The following is a 12254-nucleotide window of genomic DNA, read 5'->3' as shown; positions in this document are numbered from 1 at the left end:
TCGCGACGTTCGGGCCGGGGGATGGATCAGGTCGAGAACGGCGAGGAGGCTCCTTCGGCGCGGGTGCGGCCACGGCGGCCGGCCGCGGCCAGGGGCTGGGCGATGTCCTCCAGGGACTTGCCCTCCGCGTCGACCGCGAGGAACCGGGCCACCAGGCCGCCGGCGATCATCACCGCCGCGCCGAGCAGGTAGCCGATGAACAGGCGGACCGGGTGCTCGCCCGTTCCGATCAGGGCGCCGTAGATCACCGGGCCCAGCGCCCCGAAGCACTGCGCGATCGCGAAGAACACCGCGATCGCCTTCGCCCGGACCTCCAGGGGGAAGATCTCGCTCACCGTCAGGTAGCCCGCGCTCGCGCCCGCGGAGGCGAAGAAGAAGATCACGCACCACGCGATCGTCTGGGTGATCGCGTTGAGCGCGCCCGCGTAGAACAGCACCGCCGTGATCGCCAGCAGGACCCCGGAGACGACGTAGGTCCCGGAGATCATCTTCCGGCGGCCGAGGGTGTCGAAGAGGTGGCCGATGGTGAACGGGCCGACCAGGTTGCCCACCGCGAACGCGATGAGGTAGATCGGCGTCGCCGCCGACGACACCCCGTAGAACTTGCCCAGCACCAGCGTGTAGGTGAAGAAGATCGCGTTGTAGAGGAACGACTGGCTGATCATCAGCGAAGCGCCGAGGATCGCCCGCGACGGGTAGTCGCGGAACAGCACCCTGGCCAGCGCCAGGTACCCGATCCGCTCGGCGGGCGTCACCTCGATCGCCTTCGACTCGTCGACCGGCGGCAGGCTGCGGCCGGTGTGCTCGACCTCCTGCTCGATCTGCCGGATCGACTCCTCGGCGGCCTCGGCCCTGCCGTGCATGATCTGCCACCGCGGGCTCTCCGGCAGGTGCCGCCGCACCAGCAGGATCACCAGGCCGAGCACCGGGCCGATGAGGAAGCCCAGCCGCCAGCCCAGCGACAGGTCCATCCGGTTGAGCAGGATGAACGTGCCGAGCGTGCCGAGCACCGCCCCGGCCCAGTAGGTGCCGTTCACGGCGATGTCCACCCGGCCGCGGTAGCGGGCCGGGATCAGCTCGTCGATGGCGGAGTTGATCGCGGCGTACTCGCCGCCGATGCCCATGCCGGCGACGAACCGGGTGGCGTAGAGGAAGACGACCCAGCCCGCCCCGTTGCCCAGGGTCAGCGCGGTCAGGCCGCTGCCGACCAGGTAGACGGCCAGGGTGAGCATGAAGAGGTTCCGGCGGCCCAGCTTGTCCGACAGGCTGCCGAAGAACAGCGCCCCGACCACCTCGCCGGCCAGGTAGATCGTCGCCAGCAGGCCCACCGCCGCCGACGACATGTGCAGCGTCTCGGGCTTGGTGAGCGTGTCGGCGACCGCGCTGGCCACCGTGATCTCCAGGCCGTCGAGGATCCAGGCCACCCCGAGGGCGACGACCATCCGGGTGTGGAACGGGGACCAGGGCAGCCGGTCGATGCGCGCCGGGATGAGCGTGCGCACCCCGGTCGACGCCGGATCGGGTGTTGCCGCCATGACAACCTCCTTGAGAGCGGACCGCCCCGCGTGGCTTCCCCCGCCCGGTCCCGGTGAAACACGATCGGGTCGACCGACGCGGTCACGGCTTGTGATCAGCGGGGGAGCGTCATTAACCTGATGTGGGGCGGGTGGGGCCGCGTCCTGTTCGTGCCGGTCCTCGAAGATGGGTGTGCTCGCGTGACGTCGTCCGGTGCCCCGGCGGGGCGGTTGCGGGTGTCGTGCTCGCCCGGCAAGCCGGTGGTGCTGGCACTGGCCGGAGAGCTCGATGCCGGCACGGTGCTGCTCGTCGTGCGGGCCGTAGGCGCCGCGCTGGACCGCTGCCCGGCACCGCGGGTGCTCCTCCTGGACCTGGCCGAGGTGCACTTCCTCGGCGCGGCGGGGGTCCGCGTGCTGTGCGAGGCGGCCGACCACGCCGCCGCGCTGAGCGCCCGCCTCCGGATCGTCACCGGCGGCAACCCGGTGGTCAGCCGCGCCCTGCTGCTGACCGGGGCGAACCGGGTGCTGGACAGCTACCCCGACCGCGCCGCCGCGCTGAGCGCCGGTGACGGCAGCGAGTTCCTCCGGCTCACCGCCGAGATGTGGAACAGCTGAACTGTCCACAGTGGATGGTCGGTGCCGCCGGCTCGGCCACCGCGGAGCTCGTCACCGGCCGGTGCTGCCGTCGATCAGCTCGCGGAGGATGTCGGCGTGGCCGACGTGCCTGCCGGTTTCCTCGATCATGTGGACCAGCGCCCAGCGCAGGGACGGCGCGGCGCGGCCGGGGCGGGCCACCGGCTGCGTCAGGTCGGGGCAGGCGTCGATGACGGCGTCCGCCCGCGCGCACGCGGTGCGGTAGTCCGCCAGCACCGAGGCGACGGTCTCCTCCGGGTCCGGCCGGAACGTGCCGGGCCAGGAGGCGGGTTCCTCGCCGAGGAAGGTGAACCGTTCGACGTGCGCCAGGTGCCGGACCAGGCCCAGCAGCGACGTCCCGGAGGGCACGCCGGGCGTCCGGACCTGCGGCTCCGGCACGTCCCGCGCCTTGGCGGCCACGGCGGCCCGCAGGTGGTCGAGGAAACCGCGCAGCACCTCCTTCTCGGCCGGTCCGGTGCGCGGGGGCGGGGTGTCCCGCCGCCGGGTCCTGGGCATCGTGGCTCCTTTCGGCGGGTGGGCGCAGGTAGTCGATGTCGGCACGAGCCCACCCTGACCCGGCCCTGGCGGTTCTGGCACGCTTTCTTGCGGTTCCGGCAAGCTGGCCGGGTGAGCGACGACTTCGAGGACGTGCTGCACGCCGTCGGCCCCCGGCTGCGGGCGCTGCGCCGGCACCGCGGGCTGACGCTGGCGGACGTCGCCGGCACCACCGGGGTGTCGGAGAGCACGCTGTCCCGGCTGGAAAGCGGGCAGCGGCGGGCGAGCCTGGAACTGCTGCTGCCGCTCGCCCGCGCCTACGGCGTCCCGCTCGACGACCTCGTCGGCGCGCCGCGCACCGGCGACCCGCGCATCCACCTCTCGCCGATCCGCCGCCACGGCATGACGTTCGTGCCGCTGTCCCGGCGGCCGGGCGGGATGCAGGCGTACAAGATGGTCATCCCCGGTGCCGATCCGCCGCCCGTGCCGGACCACCGGATCCACGAGGGGCACGAATGGCTGTACGTGCTCCACGGGAACCTGCGGCTGGTCCTCGGCGAGCTCGACCTGGTGCTGCCGCCCGGCGAAGCGGCGGAGTTCGACACGAGCGTCCCGCACTGGCTGGGCACCGCGGACGGGAAGCCGGTCGAGCTCCTCATCCTCTTCGGCCGCCAGGGCGAACGAGCCCATCTGCGCGCCCGCACGCGCTGAATCCCGTTTCGACGCGATTGTCCTTTTGGGACACGGGAAATCCCAAGAAAAGGTAATGCCGCCCGGATTCGAAGATCACTCCAATGGGTGATGGGTCCCGCGAGGCGGACAGTTAGATTTTCCCGTGGTGGCCCGATTTCCGGTGCCGCTCGTTTCAGGGGGAGGATCTGCCGTGTCCGGTGGGATCGATCGCGCGCGAAGAATGTCCGGGTTCCGGGTGCTGACCGTGCTGGGCACGGTGCTCGCCCTCGTCGGGGCGGCCACCTCGGTCGCGGACGCGGCCCCGAAACCACCCGCACCCGCACCGTCCGCCGCGGCGCCGAAACCGGCGGATTTCGGGCCGGGCGCGGCGAAATCCGCCGACGTCGCCGTCGACGGCTACGGGGACGCGCAGGGCTACCACGTCGAACTGGGCCGGGAACCCGCCGGGTTCGCGTGGCGGGAGGTCGCGCTGCTGCACCCGGCCGGGTTCGACGACGGCTCGTGGACCGGCTACCAGTGCGTGTCCGGCGACGGGAAGTACGCCGCCGTCGCGATCCTGCCCGCCTCGGCCGTGAACACCCAGGCCGCGCGCGACCACGGCGCCTTCGCCTACTCCGTCGACCTCGGCTCCGGGGCCGTGCACGCACTGGCCGGCGGCGTCGGCCTCAAGTACTACTCGCCCGGCTGCGGCACCGGGAGCAGCGCCGTGTTCACCGTCGCCCTCGACGGGCGGACCCGGCTGCTCACCGCGAGCCTGGCCACCGGCAAGATCGACGCCGACGTGACCACGCCGGGGCAGATCACCTCCGCGGTCCCGGCCGCGTCCGGGATCGTCGGCGTGGCCGGCAACCGGCTGGTTTCCGTGCCCGCCAAGGGAAATCCCGCGGTGGTGGCCACCCTGCCCGGTGACGTCTACGACGTGCGCCCGGCCGCCGACGGCGGCGTCAGCTTCCTGCACACCACGCCGGGCACCCGCACCGCGACCGCCGCGCACGAGCACGGCGGCGTGGTCACCCCGCTCGGCTCCGGCGACCTGGGCCGGGTGCAGCTGTTCCAGGGCCGCGCGGGGCACGCCGTGCTCTCGGGTGCCGTCCCGGCCGCGCCCGCCGCGCTGGCCGCCGCGGGCGTGCGCAGCGTGGGCGACGGCCCGCTCGCGCACGGCGCCGAAGCGTCCTCTTTGGACGGTGACGCGCTGCTCGGCCCGGACGGCGACGGCCGGAAGTCGTCGCCCGCGCTGCTGGCGACGAACACCGGCAAGGTGCTCGCCCCCGCCGTCCCGGCTGCCGTCCGGGCCGCCTTCACCGCCGTGCCTGCGTATTCCGCCGCGCCCAAGGCCACCCAGGCACCGCACCAGAACCGGCTGAGCCCGCAGGGCGACGCGGCGGCGCCGAAGGCGGCGCCGAACACCACCCAGGCGCAGACGCCGAAGTGCGCGGTGCCGCCGCTGGCCGCCAACCGGCAGGTGATGCAGCCGAACCCGGCGCAGGTGAACTGGGCGGTGCAGCTGGCCGAGCAGGGCCTGCTGACCGGCAGCGCGTACACGCGCCCGGCCGGCTTCGGCAACCTGGGCCTGGTCGCCTACGCGCCCAACAGCGACTTCCCGCTGATCCCGCTGTCGCACCCGGCGGGTGGCTCGAACTCGGTGCCGCGGTCCATCTTCGAGGGCATCATGGCTCAGGAGTCGAACTGGTCCCAGGCGTCGTGGCACGCGCCCGCCGGCACGGCCGGCGACCCGCTGATCGCCAGCTACTACGGCGCGGGCGGGGACATCGTCTCGATCAACTACGCCGCCTCCGACTGCGGGTACGGCATCAGCCAGGTCACCGACGGCATGCACATCGGCGACCACTCGCTGTCCGAGCACGGCCAGTGGAAGGTCGCGGTCGACTACCAGGAGAACATCGCCGCCGGCCTGCAGATCCTGGAGACCACCTGGAACCAGCTCTACGCGGCCGGGATCACCGCGAACAACGCCGACCCGCGTTACCTGGAGAACTGGTACTTCGCGGCCTGGGCGTACAACTCGGGCGTCCAGCCGAACGCGGCCAACGGCAACACCACCGGCTGCACGCCCGGCCCGTCCTGCACCGGCCCGCATGGCACGTGGGGCCTGGGCTGGACCAACAACCCGGCCAACCTGGACTACCCGCCCAACCGCGACCCGTACCTGCAGGACACCTACGCCGACGCGGCGCACCCGGCGAGCTGGCCGTACCAGGAGCGGGTGCTCGGCTGGACCGCGAGCCCGCTGATCCGCTACAGCAACCCGGCGTACGCGAAGCCGACGTACAACGGCGGCCAGCACTGGGTGCAGCCCGCCCCCTACACCGCCATGTGCTCGCCGGCGGCCAACCAGTGCGATCCCACCAGCACCAACACCTCCAACCCGGGCGCGAGCCACTGCATGCTGGACGACTTCCAGTGCTGGTGGCACAACCCGGTGACGTGGATCCCGAGCTGCGCGACGACGTGCGCGACGAGCCCGTACGCGGTGTCGGGCGGCTCCGAACCGGCGAACCCGACGCAGAACCCGCCGACGTGCAGCCAGGACACGGCCAAGGTGCCGGCCGGCGCCATCATCGTCGACGACGAGCCGAACCGCTTGAACCTGCAGGGCTGCGGCGGCGCGAACTGGTCGAGCAACGGCACGTTCACCTACACGTACGGGACGAACTCCGCGGGCGACCCGATCGGCGCGATCGACACCCACCAGCTCGGCACCGGCCTCGGCGGCCGGGTCCTTTTCACCCACACCGAAGACGGCTCGAACCCGGCGCTGATCAACACCGGCGTGTGGACCCCGAACCTGCCGTCGCTGCAGTACTACAAGGTCAAGCTGCACCTGCCCGGCCTCGGCGCGCAGGCCACGAATGTGGTCTACACCATCAACCCGGGCGGCGGGGTCTCGCCGTGGAAGTTCCGCGTGAACCAGGCGTGGAACTCGGAGCAGTGGGTCACCATCGGCACGTTCGCCATGCAGAACGGCGCGAACGTGACGCTGAACAACAACGGCAGCTCCCAGGACCAGGGCGGCTACGGCTATTCGGACTTCGACGTCGCCTTCGACGCGATCGCGTTCGTGCCGCAGGGCGGCACGCCGGGCCAGCCGATCGGCGGCCCGCCCGGGATCCAGGACGAGCCGCGCGGCAGCAATCCGGCGTTCATCGCCTGCGGCTGCGCCCGCCGCACCGCCGGCGACCCGGTCGACACCGCGACCGGCTACTTCGGGGACGAATTCACCGACCTGACCACTCCCGGGCGCGGCCTGCCGCTGAACTTCACCCGCAGCTACGCCGGGAGCATCGCCGACCCGAACGGGCCCAACAAGACCCTCGCCGCGGACGGGCCGTTCGGCTGGGGCTGGACGTATTCGTACAACCTGACCGCGAACACCGACTCCGCCACCGGGAACGTGACGGTGAAGCAGGAGGACGGGTCCGCGGTCGCCTTCACCGCGACCGGGAGCGCCTTCGCCCCGGCCGCGCCGCGGTTCGACGCGGCGCTGGTGAAGTCCGGAAGCACCTACACCTACACGCGGCGGGGCAGGGAGATCTTCACCTTCGACGTCGCGAGCGGGCACCTGACGGCGGAGACGGACCTCGCCGGGAGCAAGGCGTCGCCGGCCTACCGGACGACGCTCGCCTACGACGGTGCCGGTCACCTGGCCACGATCACCGACCCCGGCGGCCGCGCCTACACGCTCGGCTGGACGGGAAACCACATCAGCGGCCTGTCCGATGCGGCCGGCCGGACCGTGACCTACGGCTACGACGCGAACGGCAACCTGACCGACGTCTACGGCGTCGGCACCACCCGGGCCCCCGTCCTGAAGGACGACGACCACGCCCAGTACACCTACGACGGCAACCACCTGATGACGTCGATGCGGTCCCCGGCCAACTTCGGCGGGCCGGCCTCGGCGACGACGTCGATGGTGTACGACAGCGCCGAGCGGGTCCACACGCAAACCGATGCCAACGGGCACACCACGACGTTCACCTACGGCCCGGACGGCGGCCTGGCCGCCGGGCAGACCCTCGTCACGGACCCGAGCGGCCACCGGAAGCTGGACACCTACCAGAACGGGCTGCTGGTCTCGGAAACCCTGGGCTACGGCACCCCCGACGCCGGGACCACGTCCTACACCTACGACCCGGTCACCCTCGGCGTCTCCACCCAGACCGACCCCGACGGCGCCCTGCACACGTTCACCTACGACGATCACGGCAACAAGACCTCCGAGTCGAACCCGCTCGGGTTCACGACCGACTACGTCTACGACGACGCCGCGAACCTCCTGGAGACCATCGACGCCAACGGGGTGGCCACGGTCAACCAGTACGACCAGGCCGGGCACGTCCCCTCGGGCGTGAGCGGCGGGCTGGACCTGACGTCGAGGACGGTCACCCGCGCGAACAACGTCGTGGAATCCACGACCGGCAACTTCGGGCCGGCGCCGGTCCGGACCGCCGCGTTCTACTACGACGACCCGGCGCACCCGGCCGACCAGACCCGCGCGGTCGACCCCAACGGCAAGACCACCGGCGTCGCGTTCGACGCCTTCGGTGACCGGGTGTCGGTGACCGACGCCGCCGGGGACAGGACGCAGTCCGGGTTCGACACGTCGACCGGCCTGCTCGTCTCGACGGTGGACGGGAACGGCAGCGCGGCCGGCGTCACCACCGGCTGCACCCCGCCGGCCAAGGGGTGCACGACCTACGGCCACGACGCCTACGGGAACGTCACGCTGACAACGGATCCGCTCGGCCACGCCGCGTCCGCGCACTTCGACGCCGACGGCCACCGGACGTCGGCCACCGACGCCAACCAGAAGACCACCGTCACGACCTTCGACCCGGTGGGGCAGGCGGTGAAGGTCACCCAGGCGGACAACTCGACCTCGATCACGGACTTCAACCCGGACGGGACGGTCGCCGACACGATCGACGGCCTCGGTGCCAAGACGACCTACGGCTACGACGGGCAGGGCCGGAAGAATTCCCGCACCGATCCGGACAACCGCACGTCGGCCGTGCACTTCGACCCGGCCGGGCACGCCCTGACCGCCACCGACCCCGCCGGCCGGGTCACGACGAACGGGTACGACCCGGCGGGCCAGCTCAAGTCGATGACCTACTCCGACGGCGTGACGCCGAAGGTCACCTACGGCTACGACCCGGCCGGTCACCGGACGACGATGACGGACGGGACCGGCACGTCGATCTGGACCTACAACACCTTCGGCGAAGTCACCTCGCAGACGCAGGGCTCGGGCGCGACGGTCGGGTACGGGTACGACGACAACGGGAACCAGACCGGCATCACCTACCCGGGGCGCACCAGCACGGTGGTCCGGACGTTCGACGACGCCGAGCGGCTCAAGACGGTGACCGACTGGAACGGGAACAAGACCACCTTCGGCTACGACGGCGACGGCGTCGTCAAGACGGCGTCGTACCCGAACGGCACCACCGTGACCAACGGCTACGACGACAGCGACCACCTGACGAGCACCACCGCCGTGACCGGTTCGACCACGGCGGTGGCGGCGACCTACGGCCGGGACCCAGCCGGCCAGCTGGCGTCCCGCACGGTCGGCCCGGCCACCCAGACGTTCGGGTACAACGCCAAGGAGCAGCTCGCCTCCGACGGCTCGAACACCTACACCGACGACGCCGCGGACAACCCGGTGCAGCTCGGCGCCGTGACCCAGGCGTTCGACGCAGCCGGGCAGCTTTGCTGGACGCTGCCCAGCGGCTCGGCGGGCACGTCCGGGTGCGGCACCGTCCCGGCCGGTGCCGTCAGCTACACGTTCGGCGCCTCGGGCGAGCGCAAGACAGCGGGCCCGGCCACCTACGGCTACGACCAGGCGGGGCGGCTGAACGCGTTCACCCGGGGGACGACGTCGGCGACCTACGGCTACAACGGCGACGGCCTGCGGATGTCCAAGACGTCCGGCGGGACGACGACCACGTTCGTCTGGGACGCCGGCTCGACGCCGAACGTCCTGAACGACGGGACGAACGAGTACCTCTACGGCCCCGACGGCCTCCCGATCGAACAGGTCGGCGCGGCCGGGGCGTTCTGGTACGTCCACGACCAGGTCGGCTCGACGCTCGCGCTGCTCACCGGCGCGGGTGCGGTGGCCGGCAGCTACACCTACACGCCGTACGGCACGACGACGGCGTCCGGTTCCGCCGACACGCCGCTCCGGTACACCGGCCAGTACACCGACGCGGAATCCGGGCTGGTCTACCTGCGCGCCCGGTACTACGACCCGGGCACCGCGGAGTTCCTGACGGTCGACCCGCAGGTCGACAGCACGCACAGCGCGTACGCCTACGTCGCGGGCAATCCGGTCAACCTGACCGATCTGTCCGGGATGTGCTGGTCCGGGTTCGGCTGGGCCTGCGCGGCGGCGAACTTCGTCTGGGAGCACAAGACGGCCTTCGAGGTGGGCCTCGCCGTGGCGTCGCTGGCCATCCCGGTGGTCGGGGAGTTCGTCGGCGGCACCCTGCTCGCCGACACCGCGATTGGCGTCGGCGTCACGGAAGGCGCGTCGATGCTCGCCAACGGGCTGTTCTACGCGGACACCGCACTGTCCATTGCGGACGCCCGGTACACGTGCAAGACCAGCAACGCGGCGAGTTGCGTGGTCAGTGTGGCGAGTGTCGCGACGGGCGCGGCCGGCTACGTCTTCGGCGCCGGCGCGAAGGCGGCGGGCAAGCTGGCGGAGGGAGCCAGTTCGGCGATCGGCCGCTGGGGCTACCGCCAGGCGAAACGCGGCCTCAACGTCGGCGCCTGGCTGCAGAACATCGCGTCACTGGGCTACTCGATCGCGGGCGGCTGCAACCTCAACTCGCCCCAGGACCCCAACGACCTGAACCACCATTAAGGTGGCGTCGCCGCCACCGGAGGAAAGTGACCAGGATGACCGACACCAGCGAGGTCCGTCCGCTCGAGCCACGCCAGCTCAAGTGGAGTGCGCGCCGGAAGCTGCGGAAAGCCCGCCGCGAAGGCCGCACGGGGCTGCTGGCGTACGCGGTCATCCCCTCGAGCAACCGCAACGGCTACCGATATCTCCGATTCGTGTACGTCCGCGAAGGCCGCCGTCAGTTGTACGCGGGCAGCGTCGACGACCGATCGGTGCGGTGGGTCGACCTCCCGCCCGGAACCCATCGCCTCGATTTCGTGGTGAGCGGCGCGGGCAAGGAAGTGGCGCTGCACCGGGAGATCACGTTGGAGCCACGCCAGGTCCTGGTGTCCTGGTGCTACACGACGTATTCGGTGAAGCCCTTCGACCGGCATCCCCGCCCCAACCGCTGGTACATCGGTGTCCTGGACCCACCGCCCCGCGAAGGGTGACGGAATACGGCCGGGACCGGGAAAGCCGGCGCCGCACCCGGGCGGTGCTCGGCGCCGGCCAGCTCACGGCGTCGGCGGCATTGCTGAGCCTCAAGACCGGCTGGATCCCAGCGACGGCCGAAGCACCGTCGTCTCCGGTCCAGCTGCCGGTGCAGGCGGCGTCGCTGCTCGGGGTCGAGGTTCCCGGGCGCCGCGCCCGCCGCGCCGACGAGGTCGGCACCTCCTGACCTCGCCGCCGCCGTCGGGGGGCTGGTGTCGCCGCGGGTCGTCGGCTTCAGCCGGACCGCCGGCCCGGCACGGTGGACATGCACTGTCCCGTGTTTCCCGCCTGCGGGGACCGGCCCGGCGGCTACCCCGGCTAACGGCAGAACGCCGCGTCCACTGTGGACACCACGGCCTGCGCCCCCTGGTCCGCGTCGCCGAAAGTGCCCGGCAGCGCCGTCACCGCCAGGCCCACCGCCCGGCCGTCGTCCGTGGCGCCGCCGCGGGTTTCGTAGCCGTGGATGTCGCCGCCGTGGCCCCAGTACTCGCCGCCGCAGCTGAGGGGGACTCGGAACAGCCCCAGGCCGTAGCGCCAGCCCGGGAGCAGCGGTGCGGGCACCGTCTTGCGCATCTCCGCCAGCTGGGGTGCCGGCAGCAGGCGGCCACCGAGGAGGGCGCGGGAGAACTGCGCCAGGTCGCCCGGGGTCGAAATCAGCTGGCCGGCCGCCCAGCCCCACGACGGATCCAGCTCCGTCACGTCGATCACCTCGCCGCCCGATCGCGCGTAGCCGTGCGGGTGCGGGCCCTGGATGTCCTGGTCGCCCACCGTCGGCCAGTACGTGTTCCGCAGGCCCGCCTTCCGGATCACGCGCTCGGTGATCTGCTCCGCCACCGGCCGCCCGGTCACCCGCTGGACCAGCAGGCCCGCCAGCACGTAGTTGGTGTTGCTGTACTCCCACTTCGTCCCCGGCGCGAACCGGGCCGGGTGTGCGAAGGCCGTGGCGAGCAGCTCGTGCGGCTCGAAGTACCGGTGCCGCAGCTTCGCGATGTCCTCCAGGCCGAGGTACTCGGTGTAGTTCGGCAGCCCGCTCGTGTGCTGCAGCAGCTGCCGGACGGTGATCGCGGAGCCGCCGGGCACCAGGCCGGGCAGGTACCGCTCGATCGGCGCGTCCAGCTCCACCCGGCCCTCGGCCACCAGCTGCAGCACCACCACCGCGGTGAACGTCTTGGTGTTGCTGCCCGCCCGTACGCGCCCGTCGGCCGGCACCGGGACCCGGCTGCCGAGCCGCGCCGAACCGGCGACCAGCGACACCGTGCGCCCGCCGCGGGTCACCGAGGCCAGCGCGGCCGGGAACTGGCCCACCAGCGCATCGAGCTTCTCCTGGACGGGGTCCCGGGGCGGTGCCGCCACCGCCGCCGGGGCCGCGGCCCCCAGCAGCCCCGCCACGGTCAAGACCACCACACCTTTGCGCATCTTCTGCTCCTTCCGTCCGGATCGACCTCGCTCACGATGCCGAAATCCGTCGGGAAGATCAGGAGTGCAGGCCACCGAACCGGCGGTAGCGCCAGCGC

Annotated in this window: 8 protein-coding genes; 5 read left to right on the top strand and 3 right to left on the bottom strand. The window is 72.0% G+C overall.

Features of this window, described 5'->3' with window-relative positions:
- Positions 1 to 26: 26 nt before the first annotated feature.
- Positions 27 to 1535 (bottom strand): MFS transporter, encoded by a 1509-nt coding sequence (locus OO60_RS32110; RefSeq protein ID WP_003094209.1) that lies wholly within the window; start codon positions 1533 to 1535, stop codon positions 27 to 29.
- A 180-nt stretch (positions 1536 to 1715) separates the two neighbouring features.
- Here OO60_RS32110 and OO60_RS32105 point away from each other — a divergent pair, with 180 nt between their 5' ends.
- Positions 1716 to 2129: an STAS domain-containing protein gene (locus OO60_RS32105; protein WP_003094207.1), complete on the top strand. Its 414-nt coding sequence runs from the start codon at positions 1716 to 1718 to the stop codon at positions 2127 to 2129.
- A gap of 51 nt (positions 2130 to 2180) precedes the next feature.
- Here the strand turns inward: OO60_RS32105 and OO60_RS32100 are convergent, their stop codons facing one another.
- Positions 2181 to 2663, bottom strand: a complete 483-nt coding sequence (locus OO60_RS32100) for a DinB family protein (RefSeq protein WP_003094205.1) — start codon at positions 2661 to 2663, stop codon at positions 2181 to 2183.
- A 111-nt stretch (positions 2664 to 2774) separates the two neighbouring features.
- Here OO60_RS32100 and OO60_RS32095 point away from each other — a divergent pair, with 111 nt between their 5' ends.
- From OO60_RS32095 to OO60_RS32080, 4 genes are all read left to right on the top strand, one after another.
- Positions 2775 to 3353, top strand: coding sequence for a helix-turn-helix domain-containing protein (locus OO60_RS32095; RefSeq protein WP_003094202.1), 579 nt, complete (start codon positions 2775 to 2777; stop codon positions 3351 to 3353).
- 172 nt (positions 3354 to 3525) lie between these two features.
- Positions 3526 to 10230 carry an RHS repeat-associated core domain-containing protein gene (locus OO60_RS45125; RefSeq protein WP_244885615.1) on the top strand — a complete coding sequence of 2235 codons (6705 nt, stop codon included), beginning with the start codon at positions 3526 to 3528 and terminating at the stop codon, positions 10228 to 10230.
- Positions 10231 to 10265: 35 nt separating this feature from the next.
- Positions 10266 to 10700 carry a hypothetical protein gene (locus OO60_RS32085; RefSeq protein ID WP_004561784.1) on the top strand — a complete coding sequence of 145 codons (435 nt, stop codon included), beginning with the start codon at positions 10266 to 10268 and terminating at the stop codon, positions 10698 to 10700.
- Positions 10697 to 10927, top strand: a complete 231-nt coding sequence (locus OO60_RS32080) for a hypothetical protein (RefSeq protein WP_004561785.1) — start codon at positions 10697 to 10699, stop codon at positions 10925 to 10927. The genes OO60_RS32085 and OO60_RS32080 overlap by 4 nt, the downstream gene beginning before the upstream one ends.
- A 131-nt stretch (positions 10928 to 11058) precedes the next feature.
- Here the strand turns inward: OO60_RS32080 and OO60_RS32075 are convergent, their stop codons facing one another.
- Complete coding sequence (locus tag OO60_RS32075; protein WP_004561786.1) at positions 11059 to 12156, bottom strand: serine hydrolase domain-containing protein; 1098 nt, start codon at positions 12154 to 12156, stop codon at positions 11059 to 11061.
- Positions 12157 to 12254 lie beyond the last annotated feature (98 nt).

Source organism: Amycolatopsis vancoresmycina, from assembly GCF_000716785.1.
GTDB classification, from domain to species: domain Bacteria; phylum Actinomycetota; class Actinomycetes; order Mycobacteriales; family Pseudonocardiaceae; genus Amycolatopsis; species Amycolatopsis vancoresmycina.
The sequence above is the reverse complement of the archived record's forward strand: the minus strand, read 5'-3'. Positions and strand labels throughout refer to the sequence as shown.